Consider the following 22,492-nt stretch of genomic DNA (forward strand, 5'->3'; position numbering starts at 1 on the left):
GTTCTGCACCGCCAGACCGAGCTTCTCCGCGAGAGTGACCGCCTCGGTGAGCAGGACCTGCCACTGACTGTTACGCGCCAACTCCCGCGCCAGATCCGGATCGATCGAGCCATGCCCGGCGAGATACGCAGGGTTCGCGAGTAACCCGATGAGGGTGGCGATGTCGACGGTGACCATCGTCAACGGCACCCGACGATCCGGCAACGCCGCATCGGCTTTCGGGCAGTCCTCGCGTTGGCACAGGCATGCCAGGCGGGGTTCACCGTGCATCCTCGCCATGAACGCATCACACAACCGGTCCTGTTTACCGCGGGGGCGTCGGACACTGCGGTGGCCACGGTGACGATGCTCGACGGCTCCGGGCAATCGCTCGNATCGAACCGTGACCGGCCAGGTATGCCGGGTTGGCGAGTAGTCCGATGAGGGTGGCGATGTCGACGGTGATCATCGTCAACGGCACCCGGCGATCGGGCAGCTCTGCATCTTTTTTCGGGCAGTCCTCGCGTTGGCACAGGCATGCCAGGCGGGGTTCACCGTGCATCCTCGCCATGAACGCATCACACAACCGGTCCTGTTTACCGCGGGGGTCCTTCGGGCAGAGGGTGTCGGCCATCTCCTCGAGCAGCTGCCACGCCGCAGCAGCCTCGGGGGCAGTCAACTCCGCGCGTATCCGCGCCAACTCACCGGCCGGGTTGTAGGAGATGTGCCTGAATCGTTTCGCGAACTCCCGTAGTGCTGCCGCTTCCTCGGGAGCGACGCGTAGCAGGATGTCCCAGATCTCCGTCTCGAGTGGACCGGGCGGAGTGCGGCGGGCGGCTTCGACGATCTCGTCCTCGACCATGCGCACGATCTCGTCGGAGAGATTGTCGAGGATCCGGCACACCGTCCGCACTCGCGGAAGGTCGATCTCCCCGGCCTCGAATGCCTTCTTCACCAGGGGCAGTCGCGTGTGCAGCGCGACTCCGACGGAAATGTACGATTCGGCGACCGTCGCCGAGCACCCCAACGCGGCCGCCATCTCGGTGCGCCCGTACCGGCTGTAATGCTTGAACTTGATGTCGTGGGTGATCCAGGTCCGATGAACGTCGTAGCAGGCGGCAATCTTGCGGAACGCATGCTGGTTTTCTGCCTGCGCAGCGGCGGTCAACGCCACCAACGACACGANATCCAGGTCCGATGAACGTCGTAGCAGGCGGCAATCTTGCGGAACGCATGCTGGTTTTCTGCCTGCGCAGCGGCGGTCAACGCCACCAACGACACGATCGGTACAGCCATCCCCATTCACCCCCCGGTGACCCAAAACAAGAACGCATGTTCGAACAAGATGAACAGTAACCCGGACCACCGACAGGAACGGAAGTCCAGGCTCACCAGGCCGAATTGACGAGTCCGACCAGGACCGATCAGCCGAGATCGGACTTCCTGCCGTGTCACTCGAACAGCTGAAGACCGAATCGAGGGCCGCCTCGAGCAGGCTGGCCTGTAGTCGATACCTGTAGAACGAGCCGCATAGCGTCAGGATCCGTGGTCACCCGAAAGGCGACCGAGACCACTATCGTTCGGGCCTCTGGATCGTGCAGCCGAGCTCGCTGTCGAATCGCTCCGAAGAGATGATGTCGGAGGCGCGCGCTTCGCTGCGACCGATGTTCACGACATCGGCGGGCTGAGTACAGCCCGCCGGGCATCGAGCGGTCTCCTCGTGCAGCCACTACCAAGCTTGTCGAGTCACGATGATCTCGACAGGTCCGCAACGTCAGATCAACCCCTGCTTACTCGCCGCGTACACCGCCTCGGCACGCCGAGACACTGCGAGTTTGCGCATGATGTTGCTGACGTGAAACTTGACGGTTGTCGCCGAGATGAAGAGTCTGGTTCCGATCATGTTGTTGGACAGACCCGTTGCCAGCAGGCGGAGCACTTCGAGCTCGCGCTCGGTGAGGCGCTCGATGCTGCTCGGTGTGCCGTTCAGAGAACGGACGACAGCCGATGCGCTGCGCGAATCGAAGGCGCTCTCCCCGCGCGAGACGGCCCGGATCGCACGAACCAACTCGGTGGTGTCGACGTCCTTGACCACATATCCTCGTGCACCTGCGTGCACGGCCTCCACCACGAGCCGGTCGTCGAGGAACGTCGTCAACACCAACAGACCGATTCCATTGTGCGCCTTGGCCAGCTGCGCACACAAAGCGAGGCCCTCGTAGTCCGAACTGGCCGAGAGCTTCAGATCCATCAGCACGATATCGGGCTCGACCCGCGCAACGACGGCCAAACCCTCCTCCCGGGTGGACGCCTCCCCCACGATCGTCAGATCCGACTCGCGTTCGAGTACCGAGCGAAGCCCGTCCCGAAGAATTGCGTGATCGTCGACCAGCACGATGCGGACCGTGGGTGCCGAAACCTGCCCTGCGCCTGCGCGAACCGTCGGAACGCTCACTGTGTTTCGCCCTTCTCGGATTGGTTCTGGAACGGAATGCGCACTGCAACTCGCACTCCACCGGTTCGGGCTCGGCGGATCTCGAGGACCCCGCCGTGTTCGCGGGTACGAGCCGCCATGTTCGCCAGTCCGCGGTGCCGGCCGTCGACATCGGTGGATTCGGCCAGGTGCAGCATCATGCGCAAGTGGGCCGGATCGCCGTCACCGTCGTCCGCAATGGACAGCTGCACCTGATCGGGCGAATAGGTCAGTCGCAGTATTGCCCGCGACGCGTGTGCATGGACCGCGGTGTTGAACAGTGCTTCTCCGGCTATGCGAAGCAGTGCGTGCTCACGCTCGCTGCTCAGCTCGACGGGAGTTCCCTCGACCCGCAGCGACACCTGTAGCTCGTCGGGCATGTGGACCACGGAAAGCTGTTCGAGCATTTCGGGAAGCGACGTGCGGTCGGCGTCCTGCGGGTGATTGAGCGAGTAGATCGCCGACCGCAGCTGATCCACCGCTCGACGCGTCAAATCCTTGGCCAGATCCAACCTGTCGCTACGTTCTTCGGCCGAGATCTCGCTGCGACACACTTCGATCTGCATTCCCGCGGACAACACGGCCTGGGTCACGCTGTCGTGCAGTTCACGAGCGATGCGGTGACGTTCGTCGTCGAGCACCTGATGGCGATGCGCGGCACCCAGTTGTCGTTGTGTCAGCAACAGTTCGGCATTTCGGGCCGCGAGATCTGCCGCTGTTCGGTTTGCCTCGGCATAGGCACTCTCGGTGCGTTCGAGCAATTGCCGTCGGCTCTGGAACAGAGCCGAATTCTGCAGTGCCACCGCAGTTTGGCTGGCAAGAATGCTCAATACCGCGGCGTCGGTGGCGTCGAGTACCCGTTGCTCTCCCGTCCACGCCGCGAACGCACCGACAACGCGGCCGTCGAACGCGATCGGTACGAATGCATGATGAGCGGAGATCACCGGAGTCAGCCCGTCGCCGCAGGTGGACGTCCGAATCGACTCGAGGCAGTCGACGACGTCGTCGGGCAACGGTGGCCCCTCGACGTTGTCCACCAGAAACGGTGTGGCGTCGGGACCGAGTACCAGCCGACGAGGCCCCGCGTCCGGCAAGGCACCATCGGCGAGAGCGAAGACCACCCAGCGGGCACTCAGATGAGCGCGAGCCGCCTCGGCCACGGCGCACACCAGCGTTTCCGGACCGTCGACCGTGCGCACCAGCGCTCGTGAGATGAGTTCCAGGGCGTAGACCACTCGTTCCAAACGTTCTGCGGCGCCGCGATACTGCGGGTAGAAGGTGTTCTTGCCCGATCGGAGTCCCGTCAACAGAGACAGGTCGGGTCCGGAACTCACAGCGCGATCCTGAACAGGTCGACCATCTCGCGGTGTGTGGCCGAACGCGGATTCGTGGACATGCACGCATCACGTAATGCATTGGTTGCCAACACATCCAGATCGGATTCGCTCACACCGATCTCTGCCAGACCCGCAGGAACACCGACCTGACGCGCGAGGCGGTCGACGCGGTCGGCCACGGCCATAGCGGCCTCCTCCGGCCTGGCCCTCCCCTCGGGCAGTCCGAGGCTCGTGGCAATGGCCACGTACGGCAGCGGATCCTCTGCAGCGTTGAAGCGAATGACGTGTGGCAGCAGCACCCCGTTGATCACCCCGTGCGGGAGGTCGAGCAACCCTCCCACCTGATGACTCATGGCATGAGTGGCACCGAGTATCGCGTTCGTGAATGCCAGGCCTGCTTCCAGGCTTGCCTGCGCCATCGACCCGCGCGCCGTCATGTCGGTGGGCTCGTCGATGGTCCGAGCCAACTGTGACATCACCATGGTGATCGCTCGAAGAGCATGATGGTCTGTGAGCTGGTTGTGACCCAGCGAGACGAATGCCTCGATCCCATGCGTCAGCGCATCCAAACCGGTTGCAGCGTTGAGCCATTCGGGCATCGTGGTCAGCAACATCGGATCGATCACGGTGATGTCCGGAACGAGCGCCCGGCCGAGGATGGTGATCTTGGTCGAGCGCGCGGTATCGGTGACGATGCAGAACTGCGAGACGTCTGCTCCGGTACCGGATGTCGTCGGCACCATCACCAGCGGTGGGATGGGCCGGGTGGCCTGATCGACGCCCTCGTAATCGAGGATTTTGCCGCCGTTGCCGGCGAGAACGGCGATCCCCTTGGCCGCGTCCATGACCGATCCCCCGCCGATGGCCACCAGCACATCGCAGCCGAAATCGGAGTAGTACTCGTGCCCGGCCTCTATCTCGATATCTTTGGGATTGGGGGTCAACGCACTCCAGATCTGGGGCTCCAGTCCCTCTGCAACGAGAAGGTCGACCAGCTGCCCGGCCCAGCCACTCTCGATCAACCCCGAGTCCGTGACGAGCATCGGCCGTACCCCACCGAGCCGGCGCGTCGCGTGCGCGACCTCACCCAGCGAATCCGGACCGAACACGATTTCGGGTGCGTGGAACTTGAGAACTCGTGGCGTCTCGGTTCTGCTGCGCTGCGCATCGAGGTCGTGCAGCGCCTTACCGACATTTGCCGTAGCTGCCTGGTCCACCGTTCACACCCTCACTGTCTTCGGTCCACACAATCCGGACCTGTGATTCAGGTTACAACCTTACGATCGCAGAAGGTTCGATCCCACCAGCGCCGGGCCAGGTTCCGACCTACCCGATTGGGTAGGTAAGTGGCGCGATGAGGTCAGGACAGCGCATGCCCCAGTTCAGCCGCCTGCGCCGTCAACTGTTCGCCATCCCGCGCGACCACCACCCGGTCGCAGATCTGCTCGTAGTCCGCCATCGAGCATGCAGCCTGCGCCCAGTAACGCCGGGCCTCGGGAGTGATCCAGGCGATGCGGTGCACCTTCGAACGAATCTTCTCCAACGCGTCGAGTCCGGCCGGCCGGCCGTTGCATCGACCGTCCCCCACGATGATCACGGCAGTGCGCTTGTTCAGCACATCCCCGTGCGAATCCAGGAGGTCGGTGAAGGTCTTGCCGTAATCGCTGCTGGCTTCGAGGTCCAGTCGCGCGTCCGCGAGTACGGCAGCCAGTGCGCCGTCGCCCGTACTACCGAGCAAGATGGTCGTGACGTCCACGGGCGCATCCACGAAGCCCATCACCGTGCACCGATGCGCGCGCGAATGCATGGCCTGCGCGAGTCTCAGCGTGAATGCGGTGATGGGCCGAACCGAGAGCGAGACATCAGCCAGAACGAGCAGTCGTACCTTGTCTGGTACCGGCGTTTTCGTCACCAGACGGAAGGGAATCCCGTCGGTACCCAGACTCGACCGGACGGTACGTCGCATGTCGAGCGGGCCACGGGAATGCACGCGTGGCCGCGGCCGCGGAGTACCTCGCATATGCCGCAACACTTCGTGGCTCGCGCGCTCGATCTCGGCATGGCGGCCGATCGCCTGCACCGTGCCGTCGACGGGCATCGGCGACGACATCGTCCCGGTCACATCGCCCAGCGCCGCCACGAATGCCTCGACGGCATCGGTGATTCGATCCAGCATTGCGGCACTCAGCTCGCCGGAATCACCGCCGTCACCGTAGACGCTGCTCGGGTCGTACGCGTCGAACCACGCCAGGATTCCGGCCGGGTCTTCCCAGTTCAGCTGTCCCGCAACCGCTCCACTGGTGCTCGACGCCAACTCCCCCGCCGCCGTCGAACCGGAACGCTCGAGGTCGACGGTATAGGTGACGCCCCGTCGGCCCATGTCACCGTCGGTGTCGATCGACAGGTCGTGATCCTCGGCTGAGAGACTGATGTCGTCGTCGTCCTTGTGCGGGTTGAAGCCCTTGTCTGCCTCGGGAGCGTCGAGCAGATCTCCGATCTCGACGGCACGCTCGTTGTACTCGGCGTATTTCGCCGCCTCCTGATCTGCGCCCACGTCCAAGTCGGTCGGCAGTCCGCCCGCAACCTGGGCACCGAGCATCGAACGACTCTCGTCCACAACATCTTCGGATGCGATCATGAACATCGACTCGAACGCGAGCTCGAAACCGTGCTGTTCGTGGTCGTACTTCGCACACGTCGCGCGTAGAGCCGCGCGCAGAACCGTCAGGTCACGGGCCCCGAGTAGACCGAGGACGCGTCGCACTTCGATGACCTCGGCCGGCGACGCGGCAACGCCGTAGCGCCGCAGGATTCGCCCGAACACCGCCGCCAATACGTCGAGCAGTGTCGACGGCGTGAACGGCTCGCCTGCAGTCATCGCCGAATCCCGATGCCGCCCTTGTCACGTCCACCGTGCCCACGAAATGCCGTCGCGGTCGTGTTGACTGTCGCGCCCAGCGATGTTGCTGCCGAGGACGTCTCCACTGCCGGCCCAGCCATCGCTATTTTCATGTCCGACGAGTATTTGACCAAGGCGGCGAGCAAGTATTTGCGCGTCTCGTCTGTGTGTCCGAGTACCGATGCGATACGAGCCGCGTCGATCACTTCCGAGATCGATGGGCTCTTGCGAAGCGGCAACTCACGCAATTCGGTTGCCATTTCGACGATCTCCGCAATGATCTGCGCGGGCACCTCGGGAGCGCGAGCGGTCACGATCTCTCGTTCGCGGGCAGCCGTCGGGTAGTCGAGGTGGAAATGCAGGCAGCGCCGCTTCAAAGCCGACGACAGTTCTCGAGTGTCGTTGGAGGTCAATATCACCCACGGATCGCTGCGTGCGGTGAACGTGCCGACCTCGGGAATGGTCACCTGCTTCTCGGCGAGCACTTCGAGCAGCAGGGCCTCCATGGACTCCTCGGTGCGATCGACCTCGTCGACGAGCAGAACCACCGGCTCCTCGGACAGCACCGACTCGAGCAGGGGCCGCACCGACAGGAACGGTTCGGAATACAGACCGAAGTCTTTGGCAGCGAGCATCTTCGAGGCGTCGTCGATATCGGTGACGTGCTGGGTGAGCGCACCGATGTGTTCGCGCAGCATCTGCACGTGCAGCAGCTGCTTGGCGTAGTCCCACTCGTACAGGGCGCGGTTGTCGTCGAGACCCTCGTAACACTGCAGGCGCACGAGCTTGCGACCACTGGCGGCGGCAAGAGATTTCGCCAGCTCCGTCTTGCCCACGCCCGCAGGGCCTTCGAGCAGAAGCGGGCGATCGAGCGCCGTCGCCAGATGCACCACGGTGGCAAGGTCGTCGTCGGCGATGTAGTCCTGCTCCCCGAGCGCGCGCTGCAGATCGGCCGCGTCGGTGAACCGAACGGTGTCTGTGTCGTCGTTGCGCACTGTCGACAGCGAGGTCATATGTTTCCCTTCGAAGAGCGGCTGCGCCGCATGTGAACGGAACTTCGTACCCTGCTACGAAGTTCCGTTCACATGGGTCGCGGTTAGTACGACTCGTTGATCGCGTGTGAGACGACGGGAATCATTGACTCGACGGTGACCTCACGCGGGTTGCCCGGGGTGCACCAGTCTTCCTGGATGTGCTCGGAGATCTTCAGAACCGACTTCTCGTCGCCCTTGATCACGTCGCCCTTTCCGGCGTACTTGCCGGTGTTCATCCGGTTCTTGTCGTAGGTCGCCGAGCGAATCGATCCGAAGTTGTCGGGAATGCCGACGTCCTTGGCGAGGCGGATGGCGGCTTCGACGGCAGCGTCGGCGGCCTGAACGGTGGTCATGTTCTTGGTGTCGACGCCCATGGCCACGGCGATCTCCGCATAGCGCTCGTAGCGTGAGGGCAGGTTGTACTCCCACACGCGCGGCAGAGCGATGGCGTTGTTGAGGCCGTGAGCACTGTCGTAGAACGCACTGATCGCGTGCGAGATCGAGTGAATGACGCCGAGTCCGCCGGAGTTGAAAGCCTGCGTGGCGATGTACTGAGCATTCATCATGCCCTCGCGAGCCTTCAGATTGCCCGGGTCGTACACGGCCTCGCGAAGGTGCTTGGACACCAGGCCGATCGAGTAGATCGCGTTACCCAGCGACGGCGCAAAATCCAGACGCGAGACGTACGGCTCGGCCCCGTGAGCAAGAACGTCGAAGCCACAGAACGCGGTCCATTGCTGGGGGCAGGTGTAGTAGAGCAGCGGATCGTCCAGTGCCAGAGTGGGGGTGGACGCCTCGTCGAAGGCGAGCCACTTGTGCGGCTTTTCCATGTCCGAGGTGTCGGTGATGACGTAGGCCCAGGACGTCTCCGAACCTGTTCCGGCTGTTGTGGATACGGCGATATGGGGTGGGTTCTGCTTGTTCGTCGACTTGGAGAAGCCCTCGAACTCGTTGATGTTGCGACCGTCGTGCGCGACGACGACGCGGATACCCTTGGCTGCGTCGTGGCTCGAGCCACCACCGACGGAGATGACGCTGTCGCACTTCTCCTTCTGGTAGAGCGCCGCACCATCCATGACGTTGTAGTCCTTGGGGTTCGACTCGACCTTGTCGTAGAGAACCACCTCGACGCCCTGATACTCGATCTTGCCGATCAGTTCCTCGATGATGCCCGATCCGCGCAGACCGGTCGTGACGAGCAGTGATCGCTTGAACCCGAGTTCCTTGGCCTCGACACCGATCATGTCGTGGGCACCGACTCCCAGCTTGGCGCGCGGTAGCGGGTGAAACTCCTTGATGGGAAATTCCCAGATCTGATTGAGCTCGATAACCATCGGTGTCTCCTCGGTGAGTGTGGGTCGAAGACGCCTGTCTCTGTGATCGGCGTCTCACTGAAGACCACACTGTCCCCCCGACGGCGCGATGGGAACACCCAGCACCTCGAACCCTGCCAACGATCCCGGCGAACTACCCGATCGGGCAGGCCTGCTCGCTCATCCTCGGTAGGGGTCGCTCGACCGAGATTGCTGCACTAGCGATCTCGACGCCGAGCCACCGAGAATCCGAGAACGGAGATCATCGCGAGCGCGATGACGAACGCCCCGTACACCTCCACCGTCGTGCTGAGTCCCAAGCGGTGGACTGCCAGTCCGGCGACCACCGCGGGCACACTGAACGCGAGATAGCTGATGACGAAGGTCGTGGCGAAGACTCCGCCGCGCTGTGCGGCGGGAACGAGGGCACCCAGTGTGCGCATTGCACCGAGAAAGGTTGCTCCCCAGCCCGATCCAGCAATCACCGCCCCGACGAAGTACAACACGATCGAGCCGATCTGCACCGACACCAGAGTGAGTGCGACGCCGACCGCCAGCACCGTCGCCCCGATCATCATCACCGAGCGAGGAAACCCGTTGCGCACCACAGCAGCTGCAATCGAACCGGAACCGAACAGCGCGAAGATCTCCAACCCGCCCACGATGTGGTTGTCGATGCCGAAGACGGTGCCGATGATCGACGGACCGAGCGAGAGATGGAACCCGCCGAGCGACCAGGTCGCGAACAGAGCGGGAGCGATAAGGAGAAACGGTGCCCGGACGGACTTCGGAATCGACGCTCGCGGCAGCAGCGTCGACGCGAGGTGGCGACGGGAATCGAAGCCACGCATCGCAGACGTCTCCGGTACGAACAACAGCGCCACCGCAAGGACGAGCGCCGCGCCGATCAACAGGGCGAACACGAGGATTTCCGGTGCCGGTGCCAACTGCACCAGCAACCCGGCACCGAGCGCCCCGGACGCCAGGCCGAACGACGGGGCAACGCTGTTGAGCAACGGACCGGTAGCTACGTTGGGTTGCAGATCGATGATGGCCGCACTCATCGCGCCCGTCGCCGCGCCTGCTGCGATTCCTTGCACGACGCGTGCCGCGATGAGGAGCGGCACACTGTCGGCGACGATGAAGAGCACCAGGCTGACGACCAGCAACAGCAGCGACGCGACCAGAATCGGCTTGCGCCCGATGTGATCCGACAGGCTGCCGACGACGAGCAACGTGAGCAGCAGAGCCAGGGCATACACGGCGAAGATGACCGTGAGCGTGATCGCGCTGAATCTCCAGGACTGCTGGTAGACCGGATACAACGGGGACGGTGCCGCGGAGGACGCCATCAGCACGATGAAGGCAACGCCGACAACCCAGAAGGCGTACCGATGCGGCATCCTCGCCGCAGCCTTTCCGGCACTACCCCGCACGTCCACGTCGACCATGTGTTGTCCCTCCACCGCAGTGATCGTTACTTCAGTGAAGGACAACGCGTAGGAGAGAGTGGCATTCCCGAGGACTCAGAATCCGTGTACTGCTGCGCCGTCGATCAGCAGCTGTCCTTCGCGATAACGCAGAGCACTGTCGGGCAACTCACCCTCTACCCCACTGAGCCACACCGATACGCGACCGGTTCCGGAAGTCGCCGAACCGACCTCGTCGACCCGTCGGACGGTCTGGTTGGCCACGGCCTCGGCGCTGTCGAACATCGTCACCTCGGAGGGCAACTGCCCCGCGATCTCGTCGAGTACCAGCGGATAGTGCGTGCAACCCAGCACGACCGATTGGACGTCGTCGGGGGTGGCTGCCACGGCGGCGGTGATGGCGGCACCGATCCCACGCGCGTCACCGCGATCGATCGAGTCCGCCAGACCGTGGCACGCCACGGTCGTGACCCGTCGGTGCGAGGCGAACTCCTCGATCAAACGCGCTTGATACGCGCTCGCGGTCGTTGCTGCCGTCGCCCAGATCGCAATCCGATCCGTTACCGCCGCAGCGGGTTTGATCGCCGGCACGGTCCCCACCACCGGCACGGAATCGCCCAGCGCGGCGCGAACGTGGTTCAGTGCCGTCACGCTGGCGGTATTGCACGGCAGCACCACCACCTCGGCACCGAGGTCGACAGAGTGCTGGGCCGTACCGACCACCCGATCGATGACCCAGCTGTCCGGCTTCGGGCCCCACGGGGCGTTGTCGGGGTCCATCATGAGCACCAGATCGAGCTCGGGACGCAGGCTGCGCAGCCGCGCGGCCGTCGGGAGCATTCCCAGCCCCGAGTCGATCAGTGCGACGATCATGCCAGCGCTTGCTCGACGTCACCGACCAGATCGGCACCGTCCTCGATGCCGACCGACAGCCGCACCAGGTCGTCGGGCACCTCGAGCAGCGAACCGGCAGTCGATGCGTGAGTCATTGCTCCGGGGTGTTCGATCAACGATTCCACGCCACCGAGCGACTCGGCGAGGGTGAAGATCTCGGTCTTCGCGCAGAAGTCGAGTGCAGCCTGCTTGCCGCCGGCCAGACGAACCGAGACCATCCCGCCGAAGCGTCGCATCTGCTTGGCAGCGACCGCGTGAGACGGGTGCGATTCGAGTCCGGGGTAGATGACCTGCGAGACAGCCGGGTGCCCGTCGAGGAATTCGACGATCTTTTCGGCGTTGTCGCTGTGCCGTTCCATCCGGAGGGCGAGGGTCTTGATGCCGCGCAGGGTCAGGAACGCGTCGAACGGTCCCGGAACTCCGCCCGCGCCGTTCTGCAGGAACGCGAATGCCGTATCGAGCTCTTCACTGTCGGTCACCAACGCGCCGCCGACGACATCGGAGTGTCCGCCGATGTATTTGGTGGTCGAATGCAGCACCACATCCGCACCGAGCGACAGGGGCTGCTGCAGATAGGGCGAGGCGAACGTGTTGTCGACGACGATCTTGGCCCCACCCTCGTGGGCAACACCCGCGAGGGCCTCGATGTCTCCGACGTTGAGCAACGGGTTGGTGGGCGTCTCGACCCAGACGAGCTTCGTGTTCGGACGCATCGCCGCGCGAACCTCGTCGACGTCCGACACCGCGGCCACCGAGTACTCGATGCCCCACTGGGTGAAGACCTTGTCGATCAAGCGATACGTGCCGCCGTAGGCATCGTTGGGGATGACGAGATGGTCACCGGGACGCAGCGCCGAACGCAGCAGGCAGTCCGTCGCCGCCATGCCCGAGGAAAATGCGCGGCCGTAAGTGCCGGATTCGATGGCCGCGAGGTTGGCTTCGAGCGGCCGACGCGTCGGGTTGCCGGTGCGTGCGTACTCGAATCCGCTGCGCATGCCGCCGACGCCGTCCTGCGCGAAGGTGGAGCTGGCATAGATCGGCACGTTCACTGCACCGGTCAGCGGATCCGGCTCGTAGCCGGCGTGGACCGCCTTGGTGGAAAAGCCCTGCCAGGAGGTGTTGTCTGCCTTGCTGCGCTGCTCACTCATGGCCTCCACACTAATCGGCCTGCTGCGCCCGGCGGGGGCGTGGGTAACCTGCGAAGACAACCCCCAGCGGAAAGAGGCACCGTGGCCAACTCCCAGAGCGTCGACGAACTGTTCGCGATCGATTCACTCCTCGACGACGAGGAACGCCAGATCCGGGACACCGTGCGCAAGTTCGGCAACGAGCGCATCCGTCCGCACATCGCCGACTGGTTCGAAGAGGGCACGGTGCCGGCTCGTGAACTGGCCAAGGAACTGGGCTCGCTCGGCCTGCTCGGCATGCACCTCGAGGGCTACGGTTGCGCCGGAACATCCGCGACGGCATACGGCCTGGCCTGCCTCGAACTCGAAGCCATCGACTCCGGCATCCGCTCACTGGTGTCGGTGCAGGGCTCGTTGGCGATGTTCGCCATCTGGAAGTACGGCTCCGAAGAGCAGAAGCAGCAATGGCTCCCGGGAATGGCCGAGGGGTCGCTGATCGGCTGCTTCGGACTCACCGAGGCCGACTACGGGTCCAACCCCGGCGGCATGCTCACTCGTGCCAAGCGCGACGGTGACGACTGGATCCTCAACGGCAGCAAGATGTGGATCACCAACGGACCGGTCGCCGACGTCGCCGTCGTATGGGCCCAGACCGACGACAAGGTCCGGGGTTTCGTCGTACCGACCGACACGCCGGGATTCACCGCCAACACGGTCAAGAAGAAGCTCTCGCTGCGTGCCTCGGTCACGGGCGAGTTGGTGTTCGACGACACCCGACTCCCTGCCGACGCGATGCTGCCCGAGGCCCGCGGCCTGAGCGGGCCGTTGAGCTGCCTCAACGAGGCACGCTTCGGCATCATTTTCGGCGCGATGGGTGCCGCTCGCGACTGCCTGGAAGCCGCAGTCGAGTACTCGCAGACCCGAAACATCTTCGACAAGCCGTTGGCCGGTTATCAGCTGACGCAGGCGAAGATAGCGAACATGGCGCTGGAACTGGGTAAGGGCGAGTTGCTCGCAATCCACCTCGGCCGGTTGAAGGATGCGGGCGAGTTGAAGCCCGAGCAGGTGAGCATCGGCAAGCTGAACAACGTCCGCGAAGCCATCGACATTGCCCGCGAATGCCGAACGATATTGGCAGCCAACGGAATCACCCTCGAATACCCGGCGCTGCGACACGCCAACAACCTCGAATCCGTGCTGACGTACGAGGGCACGTCCGAGGTCCACCAATTGATCGTCGGAAAGGCATTGACCGGAATCGACGCATTCCGCTAAGGCATCATTGTCGTGCGCGTTTTGCATTCTTCTGGGTACGCAAAACGCGCACGACGGTCAGGCACCCTTGCTGAGAAACCCGAGCAGATCGTGGCGAGTGATGACGCCGACGGGCTTGCCTTCTTCGACCACCATCAGCGCATCGGACTCACCGAGTGCCTTGGTGGCGTCGGAGACGGTTTCCCCGGCACCGATCAGGGGGAACGGCTCACTCATGTGCTTGGCGACCGGATCGGCCAGCGCGGCGCGACCCTCGAAGACGGCGCTGAGCAGATCCCGCTCGGTGACGCTGCCGGCAACCTCGCCTGCCATGACGGGTGGCTCGGCTCCGACGACCGGCATCTGGGAAACGCCGTACTCGCGCAGGATCTCGATGGCGTCACGCACGGTCTCGGACGGGTGGGTGTGCACCAGATCCGGCAGGGCACCGGACTTTCCGCGCAACACTTCGCCGACCGACGTCTCGTGGGTCTTGCCGTCCAACCGCGAACGCAGGAATCCGTACGACGACATCCACGAGTCGTTGAAGATCTTCGCCAGGTAGCCGCGGCCACCGTCGGGAAGCAACACGACGACCAAGGCGTCGGGACCTTCGCGCTCGGCAACCTGGATTGCGGCAACGGCGGCCATACCGCACGAGCCGCCGACCAGCAGGCCTTCCTCGCGGGCGAGGCGACGGGTCATGTCGAAGGAGTCGTTGTCGGAGACGGCGATGATCTCGTCCGGGATGGACGGGTCGTAGGCCGTCGGCCAGAAGTCCTCGCCGACACCTTCGACGAGGTACGGACGCCCGGTTCCGCCGGAGTAGACCGAGCCCTCGGGGTCGACGCCAATGACCTTGACCTTGCCGCCGGAGACCTCCTTGAGGTACTTGCCGGTGCCGGAGATGGTGCCGCCGGTGCCGACGCCTGCGACGAAGTGCGTGATCTTGCCGTCGGTGTCGGCCCAGATCTCGGGACCGGTGGTCTCGTAATGGCTGGCCGGGCCGGCCGGGTTGGCGTACTGGTTGGGCTTCCACGCTCCGTCGATCTCGCGAACGAGTCGATCGGAGACGCTGTAGTAGCTGTTGGGGTCCTCGGGCGCGACAGCCGTCGGGCAGACGACGACCTCTGCTCCGTAGGCGCGCAGCACGTTGCGCTTGTCCTCACCGACCTTGTCGGGGCACACGAACACACACTTGTAGCCGCGCTGCTGTGCGACGAGCGCGAGACCGACGCCGGTGTTTCCGGACGTGGGCTCGACGATGGTGCCGCCGGGCTTCAATTCGCCGGACGCTTCGGCCGCGTCGATCATCTTCACGGCGATGCGGTCCTTGGACGAACCACCCGGGTTGAGGTATTCGATCTTGGCCGCGACCGTGCCTGCCCCGTCGCCGATGACGGAGGACAACTTCACCAACGGGGTGTTGCCGATGAGTTCGGTGATGTGCTGTGCGATGCGCATTGCACCATCTTCCCAGATGGAGCTATTCGACTCTCGGCCACCGCTACGGACACCCGCATACGATGGTGTGAGGGCACGACGAGAGGGATCGATCTGTGACGGCGAGCGGATGGCGCACCGCTGCGAAAGCGAGCGCCGCGACGGTACTTGCGGGCTCCGGAGCAGGGACTGCGTCCTGGGCGGCCTATCGACATCTCATGGGGCAGGCCGCTGCGGCACGCGGCGTCATCGGCCGCAACATAGCCAAGCCGCCCGAGGCCGACGGGGTCTACACCGCTGGTTGCGCGGCCCCCGAACGGTGGCGACTGGGAAGTTCAGCAGATATTCATCTGATGATCTTCGGCGACTCCACGGCCGCGGGCGTCGGCTGCACCGTCGCCGACGAGGTTCCCGGCGTTCTGCTGGCACGCGGTTTGGCCGACGAAACGGGACAGCGAATCCGATTGAGTACCAAGGCGATTGCGGGTGCCACCTCCAAGGGGCTCGAAGGTCAGGTCGACGCGATGTTCGTCGCCGGGCCACCGCCCGATGCCGCAGTGATCTTCATCGGCGCGAACGACGTGACCAAGAAATTCTCCGTTCCCGCATCGGCGGCCAGACTGGGCGACGCGGTCGAGCGGTTGACGGCCAAGGGCTGTGTGGTCGCAGTGGGCACGTGCCCCGATCTCGGTGTCGTGACGGCCATTCCTCAGCCGCTGCGCACCGTCGTCCGCAATTGGGGTCGCCGCCTGGCACACGCCCAGACGGCCAGGACGCTCGGTGCCGGTGGCCATCCCGTCGCGCTGGCAGACCTGCTCGCGCCGGAATTTCTCGCCGCCCCCGACACGATGTTCTCGGCGGACCGCTTTCACCCCTCGGCCGCGGGCTACGAACTCGCCGCCCAGCAGATTCTGCCGGTACTCGCGTCCGCGTTGGGCGTGTGGCACGGCGGTCCTCTGCCCGAGCTTCCGACGGTCTCGGCCGCCGCCGAGTCACGTAAGGCCATCCCCCGCGCCACGGCCGCACTCGACCGATTCCTGCGGAGAAGAACCGCCGAGCTCGATGCCGAGATAGTCACTGCGTCGGAGGATCTCGTACGTCGTGCCAACGTCGATTCGTCGGGGTTGTAGGTTCGGTCAGGAGGCATCGCCTACTCGGCGGTAGCAGAGCAGATTCGATCAGAAGGAGATCACATGCCAGAGGCAGTCATCGTCGCCACCGCGCGCTCACCGATCGGCAGGGCGATGAAGGGGTCGCTCAAGGACATTCGTCCCGACGACCTCACCGCACAGATGGTCGCCGCTGCGCTGGCCAAGGTGCCCTCGCTCGACCCGAAGGACATCGACGACCTGCTCCTGGGCTGCGGTCTGCCCGGTGGCATGCAGGGCAACAACCTTGCCCGCATCGTCGCGGTTCAGCTCGGCTACGACTCACTGCCCGGTACGACGATCACGCGTTACTGCTCGTCTTCGCTGCAGACCACCCGGATGGCCCTGCACGCGATCAAGGCAGGCGAGGGTGACGTGTTCATCTCCGCCGGTGTCGAGAGTGTGTCCAGCTTCATCCACGGCAGCTCCGACTCGCTGCCCGAGAGCCACAATCCGATCTTCGTCGACGCCGAAGCGCGTACCAAGAAGGCACAGGAAGAGGGCGCGGACAGCTGGACCGATCCCCGTGAGAACGGCGAACTCCCCGACGCATACATCGCGATGGGACAGACCGCCGAGAACGTCGCGCTGCTCACCGGCATCACCCGTGAGGATCAGGACCACTGGGGCGTGCGCAGCCAGAACCGCGCCGAAGAGGCCATCAACGCCGGCTTCTTCGAGCGGGAGATCACCCCGGTGACCCTGCCCGACGGCACCGTCGTCAACACCGACGACGGCCCTCGCGCCGGCACCACCTACGAGAAGATCAGCCAGCTCAAGCCGGTCTTCCGCCCCAACGGCACCATCACCGCGGGCAACGCCTGCCCGCTCAACGACGGTGCCGCAGCGCTCGTCATCATGAGCGACACCAAGGCCAAGGAACTGGGCCTGACGCCGTTGGCTCGCATCGTCTCCACCGGAGTCACCGGCACGTCCCCCGAGATCATGGGTCTCGGACCCATCGAGGCCACCCGCAAGGCGCTGAAGATCGCGGGCATGTCGATCTCCGACATCGACCTGTTCGAGATCAACGAGGCCTTTGCTGTTCAGGTCCTCGGCTCGGCACGCGACCTCGGCATCGAGGAGGACAAGCTCAACGTCTCCGGCGGTGCCATCGCCATCGGCCACCCGTTCGGTATGACCGGTGCCCGCATCACCACCACGCTGCTGAACAACCTGACCACACAGGACAAGACGTTCGGCGTCGAGACCATGTGCGTCGGCGGCGGCATGGGCATGGCCATGGTGCTGGAACGCCTGAGCTGACCCCTGGCAACGAAAAAGCCCCGCCCTCCTCGAAGGAGTGGCGGGGCTTTTCGCGTAGGTACTAGTCGTTCTGGAAGTAGCTCAGCAGACGCAGGATCTCGACGTACAGCCAGACCAGGGTGATGGTCAGACCCAGGGCGACGCCCCAGGCTGCCTTCTCCGGTGCCTGCGCACGGATCAGCTGATCGGCCTGGTCGAAGTCCAACAGGAAGCTGAACGCCGCGATGCCGATGCAGACGAGGCTGAAGATGATGGCCAGCGGTCCGCCCGACCGAAGTCCGAAGCCGTCTTCCATGAAGAAGCTGGCAACGAGGTTGCCGAGCATGAGGACGACGACACCGATGAGTGCGCCGACGACCATGCGGGTCAGGCGCGGGGTGACACGAATCGCGCCGGTCTTGTAGACGATCAGCATGCCGAAGAACACGCCGAAGGTTCCGAGGACGGCCTGACCGATGAGGGCAGATCCACCGACCCCACCGAACTCGACACCGGTGAACATCAGTGACAGTGCGCCGAGGAACACGCCTTCGGCGGCGGCGTAGGCGAGGACGATTGCCTTGTTGTCCATCTTGCGACCGAAGGTCGCGAACATGACCAGGCCGAAGCCGATCAAGCCGCCGCCGATCACGAACGGGATGGCCAAGTCGGTGTTGTTGGAGACGAGGAGGTACGAGATGATCGCCGTCACGCTCAGCACACCGAGGGTGATGCCGGTCTTGGTGACGACGTCGTCGATCGTCATGGCCCGCTGTGCGGGCTGCGTGGTGTACGGATCGGCCTGCGTTCCGGGATGCTGGCCGAAGGTCGCGGCCTGCGAGGCTCCAGCCGTCGCAGATCCGAATGTGGCGTAGCCGCCGCCCTGCTGCTTGGGCAGGTTGCGGAACACCGGGTTGCTGGAGGTGCGCACCGTGTCTCTTCCCTTCGTAAGTTCTGATCCCCATCCGGGGATCTCCCCGTCGGTCATCAGTAGAACGTCTGACATCCGGACAAAAGTTCCCGAGCGGGGAACTTCTACGACGGACAAAACGGACTCTACCGGCTACACCCTCGACACGCGGCGACGACCGCGTGTGTGACACCGAATCGAAACGGGCACTATGAGGAAATGGCAATCGAAGACGGACCCGACCAGACCTTGGACCCCAGTGAAAGCGTCGACTCCGACGAGGTGCGCAACGACGACGGCGACACCGTGGTCGATCCCCCCGATCACTGGAGTGAGGCCAACAGCTTCGGCACCACCGCTCGCGAGGCCGCCGAGGGCGAGAGCCTGGACCTCAAGCTCAGCGAGGAAGAACCCGACATCGCGGTCGAAGAGGAGCTCGACCGCCCCATCACCGAGACCCCCGACGACGAGTTGACCGAGGAACTGGTCGATCACGTGATCGAGGAATCCGACGAGGATCCCGACATCGACTATGCGGAAGGCCAGCGTCAGGCCGAGATCGTCGAAGGCACTCTCGTCGAGGATCGTGGACGCAACCGCGGCCAGATCGACGGAACCCCCGAAGACGGCGGCCCGGTCACCTGATCGCTACCGTTGCTCGCTCGGACGTACCGAGCGGGCAACGGTGAATTTTCCGTTGCGTCCCATCAGATCGGTCGGCCCCACCGCATCGGCCAGTTCACGCCGATAGTTCAGGTGGGTGTTGAACACCGTCCACATCTGCCCGCCCGGCCGGAGTACCCGCCCGGCTGCTGCGAAGAGCTTGCTCGCTCCGCCCGTGTGCACCGCGGCACCCTCGTGAAACGGCGGATTGCACACCACCAGATCGACCGAATCAGGTTCGAAGGTGGACATCGCATCGTCCGCGATCACCGCCACCTGCGTCCCGTTCGCCTCCGCCGTTGCCGCTGCCGACGCGATCGCTGCCGCCGAACGGTCGGTGGCGATCACCTCGAGATCGGGCCTCGTCCGAGCCAGCTCTGCTGCGAGAATTCCAGTGCCGCAACCCAAGTCGACGGCAGTGCGAGCTCGCGGCAACATCTTCGGGACGAACTCGAGCAGAAACCGGGTACCGATGTCCAGGCCTGCCCCCGCAAACACAGCGCCATGAGCCACGACCGTCATGTCGATATCCGCGAGACGTTTGCTCACCGGGTAAGTCATGCCCGACGCCACCGCCCCGGTCGCGGTGAGCACTCGCGCTTTCTGCCGTCCGCGGCCGGCCGTGACGGTCGTGAAGGACCGTCGCAGCACGTCGTTCATGGCGGGGGTCATGTGTTTGTCTCGCCCACCTGCCAACACCACCACGTTCGCGGTGGCGTGCGCCGCGATGTGCTCGGCGATCTCGGTGAGCTCGGCCAGTCCTCGCGGCAGTTGCATCAGCACCGTGCCGACTCCGTCGAGTAGTTCGGCACCGAGTTCGTGCTGGGTGTACGAGCCGGTCATCGCAACCCGCGCAGCGTTCAGTTCGAGCGCCCGAACGCCGGTGACGGCGTCCTGATGGACCCGCACATCCGTGAAGCCAAGCGCCAAGGCACCCAAGGTGAGTGCACCGTAACGATCGCCGATCACCGCGATCGGTGCCGTTCTGTCGACTCCCGGACGCTCGTCGACGGTGTCGAGTACAAGGCGGTCCGCAGCGTCGACGGCATGGAGGTTGGGTGCCTCGGCGTCGGGCTCACGGCGCAAGGCGTCGAACAGTGTTTCATCGGGCACCCGAGGAGTATCCCACCGGCGTAGGCGCGCCCTGATTCCTTGTGCGCGTTTTGCGTAGCTGGAGGTACGCAAAACGCGCACGACCGGCCCTGTCCGCGCGGCGAGTGGCTATTGAGCTCGACTAGGGGCATGCTCGGGGAATGGAACACAAGGACAAGAACGAGGCACTCTTCAGCCATCCCGACGATGCCTCGACCGACGCGCACGCCGAATCGTCCAAGCCTGCCGTCTACACCGCCCTGTTCAGCGGCACCAACGAGTAGCGACGCCCTTCGCAGTCACGACAGATAACGCAGGTATTCCAGGGCCTTGGTCGCATGCACGTGACCACGTTCGCTTTGCACGACCATCCGCACCACACGGTGCCGATCGATCACGAATGTCGTCCGCTTCACGGACAGCAACTGCCGCAGATACCCACGGTCGGCCGCATGAGCCCGCCCGCGTTCGAGCTCACGAAGCCGACGCCGCCGGGTGAACCACCCACCTCGCCGCACTCCGAACTGTTCGGCAACCCCGCCGTCGGAATCGGACAGCAAAGGAAAGTCGAACGATCTCTGCAGTGCGAAATGCTGATTCTTGTCGCGGGTGTCGGTGCTGATCCCGACTCGCTGCGCACCGAATCTGCTGAATTCTGTTCCGAGATCCCGGAAATGGCAGGCCTCGGCGGTGCAGATCGGACTGTTGGCCGCCGGATAGAAGAACAGCACCACCGGGCCCGATGCCGTCAGCTCGGAGAGAGCACGGTGTTCACCCGAATGATCCGGAAGCTCGAAATCCGGTGCCGTCTGTCCGATTCGCATGACGGAGAGGGTACCGCTCAGTCCTGTACCAATTCGGCGACAAGTCGTCCTCGCAGGTGTTCGTCGATACCCAGGTGACTCAGATACCCCTCGAAAGACCCGTGACGGGACGTCACAGCCTGCATTCCGCGCTCCAGGTAGGACGCTCGGACTCCCAGCAACGCCGTCCCGGGCACGTCGGCGTCATCGATACCCGCCCACGTCCGCCGCACATGGGCGAGCAACGGCTCCACTGCAGCATTGCTGGCGAGGTAATCAGCAAGGATCTCGTCCTCGCTCACTCCGACGGCCCGCAGCACAGTCGCGACCGTCCACCCGGCCCGATCCTTACCTGCGGCGCAGTGCACCAGAACCCCGCCCCGTCCGGCGGCAACAGCCTCGACCACATGCTTGATCGCGTGCGCTGCCCCGGGCAACACCGGATACGTTGCGTACGAGCGGTGCAGGTAGTCGACCTGACTCTGTTCGTCGTGGATAGGGGCCTCGTGCGGAGCGCGGTCACCGGTGTCGTCGCGGAACGGCATCGAGATCGACTGCACGCCGTCCGGAACTCTGTCGACACCACTTCGTACGATCTCGGAATTACCGCGAAGGTCGAACACGGTGCGTATGCCCAGATCGAGGACGGCTCGTTGTCCACTCTCGGTGAGAGCACTCAATTCCGATGCGCGATAGAACTTTCCGGGCCGGATCTTCGAGCCGTCGACGGTACGGACACCGCCGAGGTCTCGAAAGTTCCAGGCCCCGTCGAGCGCGAACTGGTTGTGCACACGGGCGTCGGGCATGATCTCGACTGTATAGAACGGAGGCTGCGAACAAACGTAGCTGGGCTCAAGCGCGGGGAACCAGCCACTTCCGCAGCCGGGAGGTGACGAACGGCATCACCACGTACACCATCAACGGTGTGCACATCATCACCACGACCGCCGTTCGCAGGGCCACGTTCAACCCCGTCAAATGCGGAGTCAGGACGATGTTGACCAACAAGCTGACGGCATAGAACGCCACACCGATCGAGATCGCCTGCTTCCAGCGGGGCGGCGGACCACCGATCACTCGAACTGCGTCGGTCAGATTGGACTGCGGCTCGAACCATCCCTCCACGCCGGAAAGCCGATGTGTTGCAACGTCGTCGGCGATAGGGCGACCGCTGCTGAGCCAACTGCGTCGAGAGTCCGAGTGCAGCCACGCGTCGAGGTGGTCGTGGGTCTCGAACCGGTACACCACGTGGTAGTCGTTGGATCCGCCGGAACTGCGCAGCCAGCCACCACCGAGGAAGCCGGGGAAAGTGCGGACGAGATCGATACCGCGATCGGTCCATTCGACGAAATCTGCTTCGTATCCCTCGCGAACGCACCGCGCGACCGAGGTGGTGACGTGATCGAGCGTGTCCGTCGTGGTCATGCGGTACCCCTTCTGCACGTGTT

General features: G+C 64.3%; 20 protein-coding genes and 1 pseudogene. 5 read left to right on the plus strand and 16 right to left on the minus strand.

All coding sequences use genetic code 11. The annotated features are described in order from the left end of the window. Window positions 1–374: 374 nt before the first annotated feature. The 10 genes and pseudogenes from ASG84_RS28700 to ASG84_RS04045 all read right to left on the minus strand — a co-directional run. Window positions 375–1,018, minus strand: a pseudogene (locus ASG84_RS28700) (DUF222 domain-containing protein); the annotation flags it as partial. A gap of 735 nt (window positions 1,019–1,753) precedes the next feature. Then, on the minus strand, window positions 1,754–2,434 hold the full coding sequence (locus tag ASG84_RS04005) for a MadR family response regulator transcription factor (RefSeq protein ID WP_057475714.1): 681 nt from the start codon (window positions 2,432–2,434) through the stop codon (window positions 1,754–1,756). Continuing rightward, on the minus strand, window positions 2,431–3,786 hold the full coding sequence (locus tag ASG84_RS04010) for a MadS family sensor histidine kinase (RefSeq protein ID WP_057475715.1): 1,356 nt from the start codon (window positions 3,784–3,786) through the stop codon (window positions 2,431–2,433). Before ASG84_RS04010 ends, ASG84_RS04005 begins: the two co-directional genes overlap by 4 nt. Next, window positions 3,783–4,970 carry an iron-containing alcohol dehydrogenase gene (locus tag ASG84_RS04015; protein ID WP_057475806.1) on the minus strand — a complete coding sequence of 396 codons (1,188 nt, stop codon included), beginning with the start codon at window positions 4,968–4,970 and terminating at the stop codon, window positions 3,783–3,785. Before ASG84_RS04015 ends, ASG84_RS04010 begins: the two co-directional genes overlap by 4 nt. Before the next feature lie 179 nt (window positions 4,971–5,149). Continuing rightward, entirely contained in the window at window positions 5,150–6,667 is a 1,518-nt protein-coding gene (madC, locus tag ASG84_RS04020; RefSeq protein ID WP_057475716.1) for a MadC family VWA domain-containing protein, read from the minus strand. Then, a complete protein-coding gene (locus tag ASG84_RS04025) occupies window positions 6,664–7,701 on the minus strand; it encodes a MadB family AAA-type ATPase (RefSeq protein WP_057475717.1) in 1,038 nt (345 codons plus the stop codon). Before ASG84_RS04025 ends, madC begins: the two co-directional genes overlap by 4 nt. Window positions 7,702–7,784: 83 nt before the next feature. Next, window positions 7,785–9,056: an NDMA-dependent methanol dehydrogenase gene (gene mdo, locus ASG84_RS04030; RefSeq protein ID WP_032376592.1), complete on the minus strand. Its 1,272-nt coding sequence runs from the start codon at window positions 9,054–9,056 to the stop codon at window positions 7,785–7,787. A 197-nt stretch (window positions 9,057–9,253) separates the two neighbouring features. After that, window positions 9,254–10,486, minus strand: coding sequence for an MFS transporter (locus ASG84_RS04035; RefSeq protein ID WP_057475718.1), 1,233 nt, complete (start codon window positions 10,484–10,486; stop codon window positions 9,254–9,256). A 75-nt stretch (window positions 10,487–10,561) separates the two neighbouring features. Next, window positions 10,562–11,338, minus strand: coding sequence for a glutamate racemase (locus ASG84_RS04040; RefSeq protein WP_057475719.1), 777 nt, complete (start codon window positions 11,336–11,338; stop codon window positions 10,562–10,564). Then, entirely contained in the window at window positions 11,335–12,507 is a 1,173-nt protein-coding gene (locus tag ASG84_RS04045) for a cystathionine gamma-synthase (RefSeq protein ID WP_057475720.1), read from the minus strand. Before ASG84_RS04045 ends, ASG84_RS04040 begins: the two co-directional genes overlap by 4 nt. 81 nt (window positions 12,508–12,588) lie before the next feature. Here ASG84_RS04045 and ASG84_RS04050 point away from each other — a divergent pair, with 81 nt between their 5' ends. Beyond that, a complete protein-coding gene (locus ASG84_RS04050) occupies window positions 12,589–13,761 on the plus strand; it encodes an acyl-CoA dehydrogenase family protein (protein ID WP_057475721.1) in 1,173 nt (390 codons plus the stop codon). Window positions 13,762–13,818: 57 nt separating this feature from the next. Here ASG84_RS04050 and ASG84_RS04055 read toward each other — a convergent pair whose 3' ends face one another. Further along, a complete protein-coding gene (locus ASG84_RS04055; protein ID WP_057475722.1) occupies window positions 13,819–15,204 on the minus strand; it encodes a cystathionine beta-synthase in 1,386 nt (461 codons plus the stop codon). A gap of 95 nt (window positions 15,205–15,299) precedes the next feature. Between ASG84_RS04055 and ASG84_RS04060 the strand changes: the two genes are divergently transcribed. Beyond that, window positions 15,300–16,313 carry an SGNH/GDSL hydrolase family protein gene (locus tag ASG84_RS04060; protein ID WP_057475723.1) on the plus strand — a complete coding sequence of 338 codons (1,014 nt, stop codon included), beginning with the start codon at window positions 15,300–15,302 and terminating at the stop codon, window positions 16,311–16,313. A 63-nt stretch (window positions 16,314–16,376) separates the two neighbouring features. Next, complete coding sequence (locus tag ASG84_RS04065; RefSeq protein ID WP_057475724.1) at window positions 16,377–17,597, plus strand: acetyl-CoA C-acetyltransferase; 1,221 nt, start codon at window positions 16,377–16,379, stop codon at window positions 17,595–17,597. Between the two features lie 61 nt (window positions 17,598–17,658). Here the strand turns inward: ASG84_RS04065 and ASG84_RS04070 are convergent, their stop codons facing one another. Beyond that, window positions 17,659–18,507 (minus strand): Bax inhibitor-1/YccA family protein, encoded by an 849-nt coding sequence (locus ASG84_RS04070; RefSeq protein WP_032404782.1) that lies wholly within the window; start codon window positions 18,505–18,507, stop codon window positions 17,659–17,661. A gap of 198 nt (window positions 18,508–18,705) precedes the next feature. Between ASG84_RS04070 and ASG84_RS04075 the strand changes: the two genes are divergently transcribed. After that, on the plus strand, window positions 18,706–19,131 hold the full coding sequence (locus tag ASG84_RS04075) for a hypothetical protein (protein ID WP_057475725.1): 426 nt from the start codon (window positions 18,706–18,708) through the stop codon (window positions 19,129–19,131). Between the two features lie 3 nt (window positions 19,132–19,134). Here the strand turns inward: ASG84_RS04075 and ASG84_RS04080 are convergent, their stop codons facing one another. Next, a complete protein-coding gene (locus ASG84_RS04080; RefSeq protein ID WP_057475726.1) occupies window positions 19,135–20,262 on the minus strand; it encodes a class I SAM-dependent methyltransferase in 1,128 nt (375 codons plus the stop codon). 140 nt (window positions 20,263–20,402) lie between these two features. Between ASG84_RS04080 and ASG84_RS28500 the strand changes: the two genes are divergently transcribed. After that, window positions 20,403–20,525 (plus strand): hypothetical protein, encoded by a 123-nt coding sequence (locus ASG84_RS28500; RefSeq protein WP_268793478.1) that lies wholly within the window; start codon window positions 20,403–20,405, stop codon window positions 20,523–20,525. A gap of 15 nt (window positions 20,526–20,540) precedes the next feature. On the opposite strand, the gene ASG84_RS04085 is transcribed toward ASG84_RS28500, so the two are convergent. Genes ASG84_RS04085 through ASG84_RS04095 form a run of 3 tightly spaced genes read right to left on the minus strand, consistent with a single transcriptional unit; the run spans window position 20,541 to window position 22,469 of the window. Further along, window positions 20,541–21,065, minus strand: a complete 525-nt coding sequence (locus ASG84_RS04085) for a peroxiredoxin (RefSeq protein WP_057475727.1) — start codon at window positions 21,063–21,065, stop codon at window positions 20,541–20,543. A gap of 17 nt (window positions 21,066–21,082) precedes the next feature. Then, window positions 21,083–21,850 carry a tyrosine-protein phosphatase gene (locus ASG84_RS04090; RefSeq protein ID WP_057475728.1) on the minus strand — a complete coding sequence of 256 codons (768 nt, stop codon included), beginning with the start codon at window positions 21,848–21,850 and terminating at the stop codon, window positions 21,083–21,085. Between the two features lie 46 nt (window positions 21,851–21,896). Further along, entirely contained in the window at window positions 21,897–22,469 is a 573-nt protein-coding gene (locus ASG84_RS04095; protein WP_057475729.1) for an antibiotic biosynthesis monooxygenase, read from the minus strand. Window positions 22,470–22,492 lie beyond the last annotated feature (23 nt).

This window comes from Rhodococcus sp. Leaf278, from assembly GCF_001426085.1.
In the GTDB taxonomy this organism is placed as follows: domain Bacteria; phylum Actinomycetota; class Actinomycetes; order Mycobacteriales; family Mycobacteriaceae; genus Rhodococcoides.

Excerpts from the sequence above, each read along its gene's own strand:
- madC (WP_057475716.1), bottom strand. The coding sequence starts at position 6,667 with ATGACTGCAGGCGAGCCGTTCACGCCGTCGACACTGCTCGACGTATTG.
- ASG84_RS04025 (WP_057475717.1), bottom strand. The coding sequence starts at position 7,701 with ATGACCTCGCTGTCGACAGTGCGCAACGACGACACAGACACCGTTCGG.
- mdo (WP_032376592.1), bottom strand. The coding sequence starts at position 9,056 with ATGGTTATCGAGCTCAATCAGATCTGGGAATTTCCCATCAAGGAGTTT.
- ASG84_RS04035 (WP_057475718.1), bottom strand. The coding sequence starts at position 10,486 with ATGGTCGACGTGGACGTGCGGGGTAGTGCCGGAAAGGCTGCGGCGAGG.
- ASG84_RS04040 (WP_057475719.1), bottom strand. The coding sequence starts at position 11,338 with ATGATCGTCGCACTGATCGACTCGGGGCTGGGAATGCTCCCGACGGCC.
- ASG84_RS04045 (WP_057475720.1), bottom strand. The coding sequence starts at position 12,507 with ATGAGTGAGCAGCGCAGCAAGGCAGACAACACCTCCTGGCAGGGCTTT.
- ASG84_RS04055 (WP_057475722.1), bottom strand. The coding sequence starts at position 15,204 with ATGCGCATCGCACAGCACATCACCGAACTCATCGGCAACACCCCGTTG.
- ASG84_RS04065 (WP_057475724.1), top strand. The coding sequence starts at position 16,377 with ATGCCAGAGGCAGTCATCGTCGCCACCGCGCGCTCACCGATCGGCAGG.
- ASG84_RS04075 (WP_057475725.1), top strand. The coding sequence starts at position 18,706 with ATGGCAATCGAAGACGGACCCGACCAGACCTTGGACCCCAGTGAAAGC.
- ASG84_RS28500 (WP_268793478.1), top strand. The coding sequence starts at position 20,403 with ATGGAACACAAGGACAAGAACGAGGCACTCTTCAGCCATCCCGACGAT.
- ASG84_RS04085 (WP_057475727.1), bottom strand. The coding sequence starts at position 21,065 with ATGCGAATCGGACAGACGGCACCGGATTTCGAGCTTCCGGATCATTCG.
- ASG84_RS04090 (WP_057475728.1), bottom strand. The coding sequence starts at position 21,850 with ATGCCCGACGCCCGTGTGCACAACCAGTTCGCGCTCGACGGGGCCTGG.
- ASG84_RS04095 (WP_057475729.1), bottom strand. The coding sequence starts at position 22,469 with ATGACCACGACGGACACGCTCGATCACGTCACCACCTCGGTCGCGCGG.